Source organism: Mycolicibacterium chubuense (genome assembly GCF_001044255.1).
Taxonomy (GTDB): domain Bacteria; phylum Actinomycetota; class Actinomycetes; order Mycobacteriales; family Mycobacteriaceae; genus Mycobacterium; species Mycobacterium chubuense.
The window spans coordinates 14,158-29,916 of the sequence record NZ_JYNX01000034.1; the positions used below are offsets into that span (position 1 = coordinate 14,158).

At 65.2% G+C, this 15,759-nt stretch carries 9 protein-coding genes, 4 rRNA genes and 2 pseudogenes; 1 reads left to right on the forward strand and 14 read right to left on the reverse strand.

What is annotated here, in order from left to right:
- Nucleotide 1: 1 nt before the first annotated feature.
- The 13 genes and pseudogenes from steA to MCHUDSM44219_RS30920 all read right to left on the reverse strand — a co-directional run.
- Complete coding sequence (steA, locus tag MCHUDSM44219_RS10985; protein ID WP_048418284.1) at nt 2-1,186, reverse strand: putative cytokinetic ring protein SteA; 1,185 nt, start codon at nt 1,184-1,186, stop codon at nt 2-4.
- 92 nt (nt 1,187-1,278) lie between these two features.
- Nucleotides 1,279-3,057: a DNA repair protein RecN gene (gene recN, locus MCHUDSM44219_RS10990; protein WP_048418285.1), complete on the reverse strand. Its 1,779-nt coding sequence runs from the start codon at nt 3,055-3,057 to the stop codon at nt 1,279-1,281.
- Nucleotides 3,057-3,980, reverse strand: a complete 924-nt coding sequence (locus MCHUDSM44219_RS10995) for an NAD kinase (RefSeq protein ID WP_048418286.1) — start codon at nt 3,978-3,980, stop codon at nt 3,057-3,059. The genes recN and MCHUDSM44219_RS10995 overlap by 1 nt, the downstream gene beginning before the upstream one ends.
- Entirely contained in the window at nt 3,977-4,786 is an 810-nt protein-coding gene (locus tag MCHUDSM44219_RS11000) for a TlyA family RNA methyltransferase (RefSeq protein WP_048418287.1), read from the reverse strand. Before MCHUDSM44219_RS11000 ends, MCHUDSM44219_RS10995 begins: the two co-directional genes overlap by 4 nt.
- A 5-nt stretch (nt 4,787-4,791) precedes the next feature.
- Nucleotides 4,792-4,947: a hypothetical protein gene (locus tag MCHUDSM44219_RS30275; protein ID WP_165762039.1), complete on the reverse strand. Its 156-nt coding sequence runs from the start codon at nt 4,945-4,947 to the stop codon at nt 4,792-4,794.
- Between the two features lie 13 nt (nt 4,948-4,960).
- On the reverse strand, nt 4,961-5,977 hold the full coding sequence (locus MCHUDSM44219_RS11005; protein WP_048418288.1) for an HAD-IIA family hydrolase: 1,017 nt from the start codon (nt 5,975-5,977) through the stop codon (nt 4,961-4,963).
- Nucleotide 5,978: 1 nt separating this feature from the next.
- A complete protein-coding gene (locus MCHUDSM44219_RS11010; protein ID WP_109777699.1) occupies nt 5,979-6,806 on the reverse strand; it encodes a tetratricopeptide repeat protein in 828 nt (275 codons plus the stop codon).
- 113 nt (nt 6,807-6,919) lie between these two features.
- Nucleotides 6,920-7,033: ribosomal RNA gene (gene rrf, locus MCHUDSM44219_RS11015) — 5S ribosomal RNA — on the reverse strand.
- Between the two features lie 179 nt (nt 7,034-7,212).
- Nucleotides 7,213-7,323: ribosomal RNA gene (gene rrf / locus MCHUDSM44219_RS11020) — 5S ribosomal RNA — on the reverse strand.
- Between the two features lie 589 nt (nt 7,324-7,912).
- A 23S ribosomal RNA gene (locus MCHUDSM44219_RS11025) occupies nt 7,913-11,038 on the reverse strand.
- A 407-nt stretch (nt 11,039-11,445) separates the two neighbouring features.
- Nucleotides 11,446-12,965: ribosomal RNA gene (locus MCHUDSM44219_RS11030) — 16S ribosomal RNA — on the reverse strand.
- The 16S, 23S and 5S rRNA genes sit together here, the layout of an rRNA operon.
- A 342-nt stretch (nt 12,966-13,307) precedes the next feature.
- Nucleotides 13,308-13,944, reverse strand: a pseudogene (locus tag MCHUDSM44219_RS30915) (UDP-N-acetylglucosamine 1-carboxyvinyltransferase); the annotation flags it as partial.
- Nucleotide 13,945: 1 nt separating this feature from the next.
- Nucleotides 13,946-14,662: pseudogene (locus MCHUDSM44219_RS30920) on the reverse strand (UDP-N-acetylglucosamine 1-carboxyvinyltransferase); the annotation flags it as partial.
- Nucleotides 14,663-14,742: 80 nt separating this feature from the next.
- Here MCHUDSM44219_RS30920 and MCHUDSM44219_RS11040 point away from each other — a divergent pair.
- Complete coding sequence (locus tag MCHUDSM44219_RS11040) at nt 14,743-15,318, forward strand: cob(I)yrinic acid a,c-diamide adenosyltransferase (RefSeq protein WP_048418446.1); 576 nt, start codon at nt 14,743-14,745, stop codon at nt 15,316-15,318.
- On the opposite strand, the gene MCHUDSM44219_RS11045 is transcribed toward MCHUDSM44219_RS11040, so the two are convergent.
- The gene (locus MCHUDSM44219_RS11045) at nt 15,312-15,758 is read right to left on the reverse strand and encodes a DUF2550 domain-containing protein (RefSeq protein WP_048418289.1); all 447 of its coding nucleotides are present in this window, start codon (nt 15,756-15,758) and stop codon (nt 15,312-15,314) included. The genes MCHUDSM44219_RS11040 and MCHUDSM44219_RS11045 overlap by 7 nt on opposite strands.
- Nucleotide 15,759: the final 1 nt, after the last annotated feature.

Sequence of the window (15,759 nt, forward strand, 5' to 3'; positions counted from 1 at the left end):
CCTACGAGACCAGGCCCTGGACCCACAGCAGGAACTGATTCCAGGTGTGGGTGAGCCACTCGAGCACGGCGGCGTCGGCGCGCGACACCCACAGCGCGGCGATGACGGCGATCAGCATCGCCAGCACCAGCAACGCGATCGCCCCGCCCGAGACGCGGCTGCGGTACAGCGTGGCAACGGCTTTGGCGTCGACGAGCTTCTCCCCCACCTTCAGCCGGGTCAGGAAGGTCGACGGGTTGCTGCGCTGGCGGGTGCGGTCGAAGAACTCCTCGATGCTCGCGGTGTGTCCGACGGTGACGATCAGGGAGGCGCCGTGGTGGTCGCAGAGCAGCAGCGCCAGGTCGGCGGCCGACCCCGCGGCCGGGAACGTCATCGCACCGACGCCGAGGTCCTGGATGCGCTCCAGACCGGCGGCGTGGCCGTCGGCGTCGGCGGGCAGGACCACCTGGGCACCGCAGCGCAGCGCCTCGGTGCTGATCTTGTCCGGGTCGCCGACGATCAGCGCCGGCCGGTAGCCGGCCTTGCGCAGAACATCGGCGCCGGTCCCGACGCCGACCAGCACCGGCTGGTACTCCTTGATGAACGGTTTGAGCGCCTTGAGGTCGGCCGCGGCGTGCGGCTCCTCGGCGACGATCACGACGTGCCGGCGGTTCAGGTCGACGTCGATGTCGGGAATGCCGATACCGTCGATCAGCAGGGGGCTCTCGCTGCGGATGAACTCGATGGTGTTCCCCGCGAACGCTTCGAGGTGGGCGACCAGCCCGCCCTTGGCCTCCTGCATCAGCTCGTGGATGTCGGCGTCGGTGCGCTCGGTGCCGAGGATCAGCCGACGGTCCCCGGAGTAGACACCGCCCTCGTTGATCCGGATGCGGGCGCCGTCCTTGACCTTCTTGAAGACCTCGGGGCCGGTGTCGTCGACCAGCGTGATGCCGTTGGCGACCAGCACCTCCGGCCCGAGGTTGGGGTAGCGCCCCGAGATCGACGACGACGCGTTGACGACGGCCGCGACGTTCGCCTCGACCAGGGCGTCAGCGGTGACGCGGTCCAGATCCTGCGCGTCCATCACGACGATGTCCCCCGGCGTCACCCGTCGCAGCAGCCGGTCGATGTCGCGGTCGACGCGGGCGGTGCCGGTGATGCCCGGCCGTGAGCTGGCGTTTCGGGAGAGCAGCGCTGACATCTTCATGGGCCGATTCTTGCCAGCAACGCTCCGGATCCGTCGGAGGCGCGCCGAAACATCAGCCCCAGAAGTCTCTTTCTTTCACATCCGTCACACGCTCAGGTGGCGCCCTCACGTTCGGCCCGGGCGGCGTCGAGGAGCTCCCGCGCGTGCGCGCGCCCGCTGTCGGACTCGCCGAGACCTGCCAGCATCCGGGCCAGCTCGGCCACCCGGTCGTCGTCGTCGAGACGGCGCACCCCGCTGGACTTCGCCCGGGACTTGGTGCCCGCCGTTTCTCCCTCGATGACCAGGTGCGCGTCGGCGTAGGCGGCCACCTGGGGCAGGTGCGTCACGACGATCACCTGGTGCGTGCGCGCCAGCCGCGCGAGCCGACGGCCGATCTGGACCGCGGCCCGTCCGCCGACGCCGGCGTCGACCTCGTCGAAGACCATCGTGGTGCCTTCCGTCGACACGGCGAGCACCACCTCGAGCGCGAGCATGACGCGGGACAGCTCACCGCCGGAGGCGCTCTTGTGCAACGGCAGCAGGTCCGATCCGCCGTGCGCGGCGAACCCGAATTCCACGGCGTCGACCCCGTCGCGGCCGGCGTGCACGGTGTCTCCCGAGGCCAGCGTCAACGGCGCGCTGTCGTCGGGACGCGCCGGCAGCGGACCGACGGAGATCGTGAACTGGGCGCCGGACATCGCCAGCCCGGACAGCTCGGCAGTCACCGCTTTGGACAGGCCTTTTGCCGCCTTGACCCGAACCTTGGTCAGCTCCGCGGCGGCGGCGGCCACCGCGCCCTGGAGTTCGTCGACGCGGCGCGCGAGGCCGGCCAACGCCTCCTCGGACACGTCGAGCTGGGCCAGGCGCTCACGCGACGTGCGCGCCCACTCCAGCACCCCGTCGATGTCGGGGGCGTACTTGCGCGTCAGCGTCCGCAGCTCGGCCTGCCGGGCCAGCTTCCCCTCCAATGTGCTTGCATCACTGGGTAGTTCGGAGAGGAACCCGCCCAGCTCGGCCGACACGTCGGTGAGCACCGTCAGCGCCGTGTCGAGCTGGCCTGCCAGCGCCTTGAGTGCCGCGTCGTCGGTGTTCTCCAGCGCCGTCCGGGCCTGGCCCACCGAGTCGGCGGCCGAGAACCCCTCGCCCGCCCCGTCGTCGCTGATCCCCGACAGCGCGGCGCGCGCGGTCTGCACCGCCTCGCGGAGCGCGTCGAGCTCGGACAGTCGCCGGATGTCGGAGACCAGCGACTCGTCCTCTCCGGGTTGCGGCGCGATGACGTCGATCTCGTTGAGGCCGAACTGGAGCCGGTCGGCCTCCTGCGCGAGTTCACGGGCGCGGCGCCGCCGTTCGTCGAGATCACGCCGGGCCGAGAGCCACTCGTCGCGCAGCGAGCGGTAGCGCTGCAGCTGCGCCGACACGTCGGCGTACCGGTCGAGCGCGGCGCGCTGCTGGTCGGGCCGCATCAGGCGCAGCTGATCGTTCTGGCCGTGCAGCGTGAGCAACTCGCTGGTGAACTCGCTCAGCGACTTCGCGGGCACGCTCCGGCCGCCCAGGTAGGCCCGCGACGGCCCGTCCCGGCTCACCGAGCGGGCGGCGATCACGCTGCCGTCGTCGTCGCGTTCGGCACCCGAGGAGTCCAGGATGTCGTCCACCTGCGTGACCACCGTGTCGCCCAGGTCGTCGGTCACGAACCGGCCCTCGACCACGGCCTTGGCCGAGCCCGATCGCACCCGGGCCGGATCGGCACGTGCGCCGCCGAGCAGGTGCAGGCCCGTCACCACCATGGTCTTGCCGGCACCGGTCTCCCCGGTCAGCACGGTCAAGCCCCCGTCGAACTCTGCGGTCGCGGCGCTGATGGCGCCCAGCGACTCGATCCGAATCTCGGCTAGCACTACTGCCCGCGCCACCCTGTGACGGGCAACCGGAACTTGCGCACCAGCCGGTCGGCGAACGGCGCGCTGTCCAGCCGCACCCATTTCAGCGGCGTGCCGCAGCGGGTCACCTCGAGTCGGCCGCCGGCGGGCAGCACCATCTCGCGGCGGCCGTCGCAGAACACCAGCGCGTCATGGCCGCTGGCCTCGATCTCGATGGCGATCAGCGCGTGCGGGCTGGTCACCATCGGCCGGGCGAACAGGGCGTGCGCATTGTTGGGCACCACGATGATGGCCTCGAGGTCCGGCCACAGCACCGGGCCGCCCGCGGAGAACGCGTAGGCGGTCGAACCGGTCGGGGTCGAGACGAGCATCCCGTCGCATCCGAACGACGACACCGGCCGTCCGTCCACCTCCAGCACGACGCCCAGCACACCGAGCCGCGGCCCCTTCTCCAGGCTGGCCTCGTTGAGCGCCCAGCCCCGGTCGAGCAGTTCGCCGCCGGCCCACACGGTCACGTCGAGCGTCATCCGCTCCTCGACGCGGTAGTTGCGCCGGATGATGCGGTCGAGGACGGTGTCGATCGAGTCGGCCTCGGCTTCGGCGAGGAACCCGATCTTGCCGAGGTTCACCCCGAGCACCGGGATCTCGACATTGCGGGCGAGCTCGGCGGCCCGCAGGAAGGTGCCGTCACCGCCGAGTACCAGCACCAGCTCGCATCCCTCGGCAGCGCGCTGATCGGCGTCGACGACCTCGATCTCGACGCCGAGGGCGCGCATGTCGTCGGGCGCCAGATGCAGCGGCCCGCGGTCGACGGCCTCGGCGGAGAGCACCCGCAGCCCGATCCCGTTGTCGCTCAGCACTTTCTCCACCCGGCGCGCGACGTCGGTGGCCTCCTCGCGGCCGGTGTGCACCACCAGCAGGATGGTGCGTTCGAGCGTCATTGGGGACCCTCCTCGACGGCACGGTGGATCGCGGCGGCGAGCGCGTCGCCGTGCAGGGGATCCGTCGTGTCGGCTCGTAGATGCAGGAAGTACTCGACGTTGCCGGCCGGGCCGGGCAACGGACTGGCGGTGACCGCGACGGCCGACCAGCCCAGCTCGGCCGCCCGTTCGGCGACCGAGCGGACCGCGTCGGCGCGCAGCAGCGGGTCGGAGACCACCCCGCCGGCGCCCACCCGGTCCTTGCCGACCTCGAACTGCGGCTTCACCATGGGAACGATATCCGCGCCGGCAGACGCGCACGCAGTCAGCGCGGGCAGCACGGTCGCCAGCGAGATGAACGACAGGTCGGCCACGATCACCTCGACCGGCCCGCCGATGGCCTCGCCGGTGAGCTCCCGGACGTTGGTCCGCTCCATCACCGTGACCCGCTCGTCGGTGCGCAGCGCCCACGCCAGCTGTCCGTAACCGACGTCGACGGCCACCACCTCAGCTGCCCCGCGGGCGAGCAGGACCTCGGTGAACCCGCCGGTGGAGGCGCCTGCGTCGAGGCAGCGCCGGCCCGCGACGTCGACACCGAACGCGTCGAGCGCGCCGATCAGTTTGTGCGCTCCGCGCGACACCCAGGACGGTTCGCCGGCGTCGTCCACGGTCAGGTTCGCGCTCACCGCGATGGCCGTGGCCGGTTTGGCCGCCCGCATGCCGTCGATGCTGACCCGTCCTGCGCCGATCAACTCGGCGGCCTGCTGGCGGGAGCGCGCGAGGCCGCGCCGGACCAGCTCGGCGTCCACACGAGCGCGCCGCGTCACGCGGATCAGCCTTTCTCGACCGATTCCAACGCGCGCACCAGCACGTCGTGCGCCTCGTCCAGGCGCGCGGCCACGGCATCCAGGTCGGCGGCCGTGGGCTCGGTCGGCTCGCCCAGGAGTTCGGCGACCTGGGCGCGGATCTGCTCTGGGTCGGTACTCATGTCGTGGTTCACGCTAGTCGATGCGGTCCGACAGCAGCGACCACCGCTGAGCGGCCTGTCGGGCTGCGTCGTCGGCCGCGACGATCGGCCTGCGGCGCGCGGGCGCGTCCGCCGCCCAGACGGCGGCGGCGATCGCCCGCACGACGGACAGGGCGTCGCCGGAATCGGTGCCCGTGGAGTGCACCGAGACCGCATCGTCGTCGACCTCGACGCGCCACGCCGGGTGCGGCCCGACGCGAAGGGTGTCCGAGTCGTCGGTCAGCGCGCGGAGGTCCTCGGCGAGCAGCTGCGGGCGCTCGTCGGGAACCGCGAAGATCGCGTCGGCGGCGTTGTTGACGCCCGACAGCACCATCAGGCTCGGCAGCTCGGCCGCGTTGGCGCCGGCGATATCGGTGTCGAGCCGGTCCCCGATCACCAGCGGTGACTCGAAGTGCCCGCGCGCCAACGCATTCGCCATCAGCACCGGCGACGGCTTGCCGGCGACCTGCGGCTCCTGATCGGTGGCGGTGCGCAGCGCGGCGACCATGGACCCGTTGCCGGGCAGCAGACCACGCTCCGAGGGCAGCGTCTTGTCCACGTTGGCGGCGATCCACAGCGCCCCGGCCCTGATCGCCAGCGCCGCCTCCGCGAGTGCGGGCCACGCCGTGTCCGGGGAGTGGCCCTGCACGACGGCCAGCGGCTCGTCGGCGAACTCCCGGACCGGCGTCAAGCCGACGCCGCGAACCTCCTCGGCCAGCGCATCCGTGCCCACGATGAGCACTTTCGCGTTGTCCGGCAGCTGGTCGGCGAGCAGGCGGGCCGCGCTCTGCGCACTGGTCACCACATCGTCGGGTGCGGCGGTGAAACCGAGCTCGCGCAGATGGTCGGCGACCTGGATGGCGTCGCGGGAGGCGTTGTTCGTCACGTACAGCACCCGGGACTGCACCGAGGCGAGCGTCTCGACCGCACCGGGGGTGGGTTCGTGGCCGCGGAACACCGTGCCGTCGAGGTCGAGCAGCAGGCAATCATGCTGCTGCGCAAGGCTGCTCATGTCAGGACAGCTCCGTGATGCGCTCTTCGGCGTCGGTGACGCCGTCGGCATCGGCTGCCGCGGCCTTGAGGAACCACTGCAGGGCCTCGTCGTTGCGTTCGAGCGCCAGCAGGGTGTCCGCGTAGGCGTAGAAGAGCCGGGCCGCGGTCTGACCGGTGCGCGACGGATCCAGCTGCGGCGTGGACAGCACCGCGAGCGCCTGCTCGTGCTGTCCCAGATCCGAGCGGGCCCCGGCGACCACGATCCGCAGTTCGTCGGCGTCGTCACCGGTGAGTTGTGCCGCCTCGGGGCTGCGGGCCAGTTCGATGGCCCGCTCCGGTCGGCCGACGCCGCGTTCGCAGTCGGCGATCAGCGCGAGAAGCGGTGATTTGCTGCCCATTCGGCGGGCCGCCCGCAGTTCGGCGAGTGCCTGCGCCCAGTCCCCGCAGGCGTAGGCGGCGATGCCGACGGCCTCGCGCACCGCGGCGATCCGTCCGGAGCGGGCGCGGGCTGCGCGGGCATGCTCGAGCGCGGCCTCCGGATCCTCGTCGAGCAACTCGCCGGCGGCGACGAGATGCCGTGCGACGGCGTCGGCGGTGGCCCGATCGAGGGTGGTGAGCTCTCCCCGGATCTCCGGTGAGAGCTGACGGGCTTCGATCTCGGCGGGAATCGGCGGGCCCGCGGGTGTTTTCGCGTCGTCGTGGGTGCGCGGCTGGGCGGGACGGGCGCGCTGGGGTCCCGAGGTGCGCGGCGCCGAACGCTGATCGCGCCGCGGCCCCTGCCTGTTGCCGGCCGAACCGCCGCGCTGGGACCGACGGTCGCCGCGGCCGTCCTGATTGTCGTGGGACACGCCAAAAAGGATACGGCCAAAAAGTCCGACGCCACAATTGACGAATTCATTGGCCAATTGCTGCGAAATAGGAAATCGCCCCCCGCATTTCGCGGGGGGCGATTCCAAATGGTGTTCGGCGGTGTCCTACTTTTCCACCCGTGTGGGTAGTATCATCGGCGCTGGCAGGCTTAGCTTCCGGGTTCGGGATGGGTCCGGGCGTTTCCCTGCCGCTATGGACAGCCGTAACTTTATTCACTCGTTTTTGAGTGTGAATCTGTGAGTGTGCCCCTAGGACCGCAAGAAGTTGCTGTTGGGGATGGAGAAGCGCTACGCGCCGGCCGTGCCGACGCTCTTCATCTGAGCAGCCTGATACACAAATGCCTGTGCCCCCCAACAGAATTGGGGGGCACAGGACTTAAATGGTGTTCGGCGGTGTCCTACTTTTCCACCCGTGTGGGTAGTATCATCGGCGCTGGCAGGCTTAGCTTCCGGGTTCGGGATGGGTCCGGGCGTTTCCCTGCCGCTATGGACCNGTGTCCTACTTTTCCACCCGTGTGGGTAGTATCATCGGCGCTGGCAGGCTTAGCTTCCGGGTTCGGGATGGGTCCGGGCGTTTCCCTGCCGCTATGGACCGCCGTAACTTTATTCACTCGTTTTTGAGTGTGAATCTGTGAGTGCCCCTGGTGGTTATTTGGTGGTGGGGTGGGTGTTTGTGGTGTGTGGTGTGGTTGCGAGGTTTTGTTGTTGTTGTAAGTTTTCGGCCGGTTAGTGCCAGTTCCCTGCGACCATTGCTGGTCTTGTAGGTCTGGTCTATCGATCCCGTGGTCTGCGGGGGGCCNAGGCTTAGCTTCCGGGTTCGGGATGGGTCCGGGCGTTTCCCTGCCGCTATGGACCGCCGTAACTTTATTCACTCGTTTTTGAGTGTGAATCTGTGAGTGTGCCCCTGGTGGTTATTTGGTGGTGGGGTGTGGGTTGTTTGTGGTGTGGTTGCGAGGTTTTGTTGTTGTTGTAAGTTTTCGGCCGGTTAGTGCCAGTTCCCTGCGACCATTGCTGGTCTTGTAGGTCTGGTCTATCGATCCCGTGGTCTGCGGGGGGCATGTGGTGTGGTTGCGAGGTTTTGTTGTTGTTGTAAGTTTTCGGCCGGTTAGTGCCAGTTCCCTGCGACCATTGCTGGTCTTGTAGGTCTGGTCTATCGATCCCGTGGTCTGCGGGGGGCCTTATCCCACTTAATGGGTGAGAAGCCTGGTCTTGGAGGGGGTTTCCCGCTTAGATGCTTTCAGCGGTTATCCTGTCCGAACGTGGCTATCCAGCGGTGCCCCTGGTGGGACAACTGGTGGACCAGAGGTTCGTCCGTCCCGGTCCTCTCGTACTAGGGACAGATTTCCTCAAGCTTCTGACGCGCGCGGCGGATAGAGACCGAACTGTCTCACGACGTTCTAAACCCAGCTCGCGTGCCGCTTTAATGGGCGAACAGCCCAACCCTTGGGACCTGCTCCAGCCCCAGGATGCGACGAGCCGACATCGAGGTGCCAAACCATCCCGTCGATATGGACTCTTGGGGAAGATCAGCCTGTTATCCCCGGGGTACCTTTTATCCGTTGAGCGACACCCCTTCCACTCAGAGGTGCCGGATCACTAGTCCCGACTTTCGTCCCTGCTTGACGTGTCAGTCTCGCAGTCAAGCTCCCTTGTGCACTTACACTCAACACCTGATTGCCGTCCAGGTTGAGGGAACCTTTGGGCGCCTCCGTTACTTTTTAGGAGGCAACCGCCCCAGTTAAACTACCCACCAGGCACTGTCCCTGAACCGGATATACGGTTCGAGGTTAGAGGCCCAATACGATCAGAGTGGTATTTCAACAACGACTCCACAATCACTGGCGTGACTGCTTCATAGTCTCCCACCTATCCTACACAAACCGTATCGAGCACCAATACCAAGTTGTAGTGAAGGTCCCGGGGTCTTTTCGTCCTGCCGCGCGTAACGAGCATCTTTACTCGTAATGCAATTTCGCCGAGTCTATGGTTGAGACAGTTGAGAAGTCGTTACGCCATTCGTGCAGGTCGGAACTTACCCGACAAGGAATTTCGCTACCTTAGGATGGTTATAGTTACCACCGCCGTTTACTGGGGCTTAAATTCTCCGCTTCACCCCCGAAAGGGTTAACAGGTCCTCTTAACCTTCCAGCACCGGGCAGGCGTCAGTCCGTATACATCGTCTTGCGACTTCGCACGGACCTGTGTTTTTAGTAAACAGTCGCTTCTCACTGGTTTGTGCCACCCCACCCCGCTTGGGCCGCAAGGGCTTACACGGTACAGGGGTCCCCCTTCTCCCGAAGTTACGGGGGCATTTTGCCGAGTTCCTTAACCATAGTTCACTCGTACGCCTTGGTATTCTCTACCTGACCACCTGTGTTGGTTTGGGGTACGGGCCGTGTGTGCGCTCGCTAGAGGCTTTTCTCGACAGCATAGGATCACCGAATTCGCCTCACTCGGCTATGCATCACCTCTCAGGATATGTGAAACCCGGATTTGCCTAGGTTTCTCCCTACAGGTTTGCCCCAGTATTACCACTGACTGGTACGGCTACCTTCCTGCGTCACCCCATCGCTTGACTACTACCCACCGGGGTCCCGCGCAGCCCCAGAACCCGTCACCCCGAAGGGATCAGTGGCCCTGGTTTTGGGCGGTTAGCACAATGGATTCATCAGGGACGCTCACACACGGGTACGGGAATATCAACCCGTTGTCCATCGACTACGCCTGTCGGCCTCGCCTTAGGTCCCGACTCACCCTGGGCGGACTGGCCTGGCCCAGGAACCCTTGGTCTTTCGGCGGGCAAGGTTCTCACTTGCCTTATCGCTACTCATGCCTGCATTCTCACTCCCACACCCTCCACCACTCGATCACTCGGCGGCTTCACCGGATGCAGGACGCTCCCCTACCCAGCACACACGAGGTGTGCTGCCGCGGCTTCGGCGGTGTGCTTGAGCCCCGCTACATTATCGGCGCACAATCACTTGACCAGTGAGCTATTACGCACTCTTTCAAGGGTGGCTGCTTCTAAGCCAACCTCCTGGTTGTCTTCGCGACTGCACATCCTTTTCCACTTAGCACACGCTTAGGGGCCTTAGCCGGCGATCTGGGCTGTTTCCCTCTCGACGCACGGAGCTTATCCCCCGCCGTCTCACTGCCGCATTACACCGTGTCGGCATTCGGAGTTTGGCTGACGTCAGTAACCTTGTGAGGCCCATCGGCCATCCAGTAGCTCTACCTCCGACACGAACACTGCGACGCTGCACCTAAATGCATTTCGGGGAGAACCAGCTATCACGGAGTTTGATTGGCCTTTCACCCCTACCCACAACTCATCCCCTCAGTCTTCAACCTAAGTGGGTTCGGGCCTCCACGCGGTCTTACCCGCGCTTCACCCTGGCCATGGGTAGATCACTCCGCTTCGGGTCCAGAACACACCACTACACCACACACTGTTGTGTGGATACGCCCTATTCAGACTCGCTTTCGCTACGGCTACCCCACCCGGGTTAACCTCGCGACATGTCCCTGACTCGCAGGCTCATTCTTCAAAAGGCACGCCATCACCCCACGACAAGTCGAAGGCTCTGACGGATTGTAAGCGCACGGTTTCAGGTACTCTTTCACTCCCCTCCCGGGGTACTTTTCACCATTCCCTCACGGTACTAATCCGCTATCGGTCACTGAGAAGTATTCAGGCTTACCGGGTGGTCCCGGCAGATTCACAGCAGATTCCACGGGCCCGCTGCTACTCGGGGAAAACATTCCACAACAGATGACGGGTTTTCAGTTACGGGGCTCTCACCCGCTCCGGCAGACCATCCCAGGCCACTTCACCTAACCCACCATTTTCTCACTGTCGCCCTCATCGGCGGATGAGAGAAGAAACGCCCCACAACACCGCACACACAACCCCCGCCGGGTATCACATGCACACGGTTTAGCCATCCTCCGCTTTCGCTCGCCACTACTCACGGAATCACTTTTGTTTTCTCTTCCTACGGGTACTGAGATGTTTCACTTCCCCGCGTTCCCCCCCGACACCTATGTATTCAGTGCCGGGTGACACGACATCACTCGTGCCGGGTTTCCCCATTCGGACATCCTCGGATCCACGCTCGGTTGGCAGCTCCCCGAGGCATATCGCAGCCTCCCACGTCCTTCATCGGCTCTCAGTGCCAAGGCATCCACCATGCGCCCTTAAACACTTACAACACAAAACCAAAAAAAATGAGTCATCACCCACACACACCCCCGAAAGAATGCATGCGGGTATCAGAAAAATTTGCATTACATGCTGAACACACACAGCCCACAAAAGCCGTCTGCGCTCAGATGCTCGCAACCACTATCCACAAATCAAACACCACACCCCACCACCAAAGCAGGGCAACAACACGCCCTCCCACCCCACACAGGGGCCAGAGAAAAAACGGGCTGTTGTCTCAAAGCCCAATAGTGTGTCTGATGGTCATCCTCACCGATATCTCCCAACCGGCTCGCCAAGTTTGTTGTTGCACCAGACGCGCCTCCACTACAGAGACACGCCATCCAACGAATCGCCTGAATCACCGAACTCCCACACGATGCGGGCGGGCTCAGGTCTCGTGGTGCTCCTTAGAAAGGAGGTGATCCAGCCGCACCTTCCGGTACGGCTACCTTGTTACGACTTCGTCCCAATCGCCGATCCCACCTTCGACGGCTCCCTCCCACAAGGGGTTAGGCCACCGGCTTCGGGTGTTACCGACTTTCATGACGTGACGGGCGGTGTGTACAAGGCCCGGGAACGTATTCACCGCAGCGTTGCTGATCTGCGATTACTAGCGACTCCGACTTCACGGGGTCGAGTTGCAGACCCCGATCCGAACTGAGACCGGCTTTGAAAGGATTCGCTCCACCTCACGGCATCGCAGCCCTTTGTACCGGCCATTGTAGCATGTGTGAAGCCCTGGACATAAGGGGCATGATGACTTGACGTCATCCCCACCTTCCTCCGAGTTGACCCCGGCAGTCTCTCACGAGTCCCCACCATTACGTGCTGGCAACATGAGACAAGGGTTGCGCTCGTTGCGGGACTTAACCCAACATCTCACGACACGAGCTGACGACAGCCATGCACCACCTGCACACAGGCCACAAGGGAACCGACATCTCTGCCGGCGTCCTGTGCATGTCAAACCCAGGTAAGGTTCTTCGCGTTGCATCGAATTAATCCACATGCTCCGCCGCTTGTGCGGGCCCCCGTCAATTCCTTTGAGTTTTAGCCTTGCGGCCGTACTCCCCAGGCGGGGTACTTAATGCGTTAGCTACGGCACGGATCCCAAGGAAGGAAACCCACACCTAGTACCCACCGTTTACGGCGTGGACTACCAGGGTATCTAATCCTGTTCGCTCCCCACGCTTTCGCTCCTCAGCGTCAGTTACTGCCCAGAGACCCGCCTTCGCCACCGGTGTTCCTCCTGATATCTGCGCATTCCACCGCTACACCAGGAATTCCAGTCTCCCCTGCAGTACTCCAGTCTGCCCGTATCGCCCGCACGCCCACAGTTAAGCTGTGAGTTTTCACGAACAACGCGACAAACCACCTACGAGCTCTTTACGCCCAGTAATTCCGGACAACGCTCGCACCCTACGTATTACCGCGGCTGCTGGCACGTAGTTGGCCGGTGCTTCTTCTCCAGGTACCGTCACTTGCGCTTCGTCCCTGGCGAAAGAGGTTTACAACCCGAAGGCCGTCATCCCTCACGCGGCGTCGCTGCATCAGGCTTGCGCCCATTGTGCAATATTCCCCACTGCTGCCTCCCGTAGGAGTCTGGGCCGTATCTCAGTCCCAGTGTGGCCGGACACCCTCTCAGGCCGGCTACCCGTCGTCGCCTTGGTGAGCCGTAACCTCACCAACAAGCTGATAGGCCGCGGGCCCATCCCACACCGCAAAAGCTTTCCACCACAGCACATGCATGCCGTGGTCCTATCCGGTATTAGACCCAGTTTCCCAGGCTTATCCCAAAGTGCAGGGCAGATCACCCACGTGTTACTCACCCGTTCGCCACTCGAGTACCCCGAAGGGCCTTTCCGTTCGACTTGCATGTGTTAAGCACGCCGCCAGCGTTCGTCCTGAGCCAGGATCAAACTCTCCAAACAAAAACCCCCACACCCGAAAGGCGCAGGCAGAATTCGAATCAGAAAAATCCGATCACAAACAAAAGACACCAAAACTGGCATCCAAAAAAGCGTTGCGCCCCCAAACGGGAAAATGCGGACACAACAAAAAACAACAAACAAAAACCACCAAACACACTATTGAGTTCTCAAACAACACCGCCGTTTTCAGGCAACCCTGCCACTGTACTGCATGCGACCAGGGCGGTCAAGGCTCAGCCCCGAATCTTTCGACAGGGGCCGTGCGCTTCTGTTGGAAATACTACGCGCTGTCGGCCAGACGCCCAAATGCCCAGGACACGACCCTGATCCGGCCCGCGCAAGCTACTGGACGCGCTCGATCTCCGCACCCAGACTGGCCAGATTTTCCACGAACTTCGGATACCCGCGATCGATGTGAAAGACGTCGTGCACCTCGGTGTCACCATCGGCGACGAGTCCGGCGAGGACGAGGCCGGCGCCGGCACGGATGTCCGAGGACCACACCGGGGCGCTCGACAGCTGCGGGATCCCCCGCACCACCGCATGGTGACCGTCGGTGCGGGCGTCGGCGCCGAGGCGGATCATCTCCTCGACGAAGCGGAACCTCGCCTCGAAGACGTTCTCGGTGATCATCGACGTCCCGTCGGCGATCGCGGCCAACCCGATCGCCATCGGCTGCAGATCCGTCGGGAATCCGGGGAACGGCAGCGTGGCGACGTTGACCGCCTTGGGCCGTTCGTATTGGACGACGCGGAACCCGTCATCGGACTGCGTCACCGTCGCGCCGGCGTCATGCAGCTTGTGCAGGACCAGCTGCAGATGCGACGGGTCCACCCCGGTCACCGAGATGTCGCCGCGCGTCATCGCAGCGGCGATCCCCCACGTCGCGGCGACGATCCGGTCGCCGATGACGCGATGCTCGGTGGGATAGAGCTTGTCGACACCGGTGATCGTCAGCGTCGAGGAACCCGCACCCGAGNCCACGTCGCGGCGACGATCCGGTCGCCGATGACGCGATGCTCGGTGGGATAGAGCTTGTCGACACCGGTGATCGTCAGCGTCGAGGAACCCGCACCCGAGATCTGCGCGCCCATCTGGTTGAGCATCGTGCACAGATCCACGACGTCGGGTTCGCGGGCGGCGTTGTGGATCGTCGTCACACCGTCGGCCAGCACTGCCGCCATCAGGATGTTCTCGGTGGCGCCCACCGAGGGGAACTCCAGCTGGATCTCGGCGCCGTGCAGGTGGTCCGCCTCGGCCACCACACAGCCGTGCTCGATGTTGCACCGTGCGCCGAGCTGCCGCAGTCCGGCCTGGTGCATGTCGAGGGGACGGGAGCCGATCGCGTCACCGCCGGGCAGCGCCACCTTCGCCCGCCTGCACCGGCCGACCAGCGGGCCCAGCACACACACCGACGCACGGAACTGACGTACGGCGGCGAAGTCGGCGTCGTACTTGGGTTCGTCCGGCGAGGCGATCCGCACGACGTCACCGTCGAGTTCCACGGTGGCGCCGAGCCCGCGAAGGACCTCGGCCATCAGCGGGACATCGAGGATGTCCGGACAGTTCGTGATCGTGCTGGTGCCCTCGGCGAGCAGAGTCGCGGCCATCAATTTCAGGACGCTGTTCTTGGCACCGCCGACGGTCACTTCGCCCGCCAACCGACTACCGCCGGTCACCACGAAACGCTCGCCCACGCCGGTCAGTGTAAACAGCGCTTCGGGCCATGTCAGTCTCCTGCGCGACCGCCGGCATGCGCGTCCCGTACGGTTTGGGCATGGCAGTGCACCTGACGCGGATCTACACCCGGACCGGCGACGACGGCACCACAGGGCTCAGTGATTTCAGCCGGGTCTCGAAGAACGACGCGCGGTTGGTGGCCTACGCCGATTGTGACGAGACCAACGCCGCGATCGGTGTCGCGGTGGCGCTCGGACAGCCCGATCAGCGGATCCTCGCGGTGCTGCGTCAGATCCAGAACGACCTGTTCGACGCGGGTGCCGACCTGTCGACCCCGGTGGTCGAGAACCCGGAGTATCCGCCGCTGCGCATCCGGCAGAGCTACATCGACCGGCTCGAGCAGTGGTGCGACGAATTCAACGAGCCGCTGCCCGCGCTCAACTCGTTCATCCTGCCCGGCGGCACGGGTCTGTCGGCGCTCCTGCACGTGGCACGAACCGTGGCGCGCCGCGCGGAACGGTCCGCCTGGCATGCGGTCGAGACCCACGGGGAGTCGATCAGCGTGCTGCCGGCGAAGTACCTCAACCGGCTGTCCGACCTGCTGTTCATCCTGTCGCGGGTGGCCAACCCCGAGGGCGACGTGCTCTGGAAGCCGGGCGGCGGCAGTCAGTAACTGCGGCGCCGCGCGCGTGGTGAGGGCCGCGACTCCACCCAGGAGGTGAACGCGGTGAGCGCGCCGCGGTCCAGGGCGATCTCGTAGCCGCGCCCGCGGTCCGGGTCGAGATCGCGGAGTTCGAGCACCACGATCTCGTCGGTCATGATGTCGAACTCGTCGCCGCGGGGCGGCCGCCGGGACACCACTTCCAGACCGCGCCGACTCAGGGTCCGGTCGGGCCACCACCGCAGGCTCGACAGTCGGTAGAACTGCGCATCACCGCCGCGGTAACGCATCACGCCGTGGCGCCATCCGTGACCGCCGACCGCGGGCACGTCGCGCAGGATCGCCGCCGTGCCACCGACCTGCCGGAGCTTCCACAGCCGGTAGCTGAGCGCGACGACGATCAGCAGGAGCACGCTGACCAGCGCGACCATGAACAGCATGGACGCGCTCATC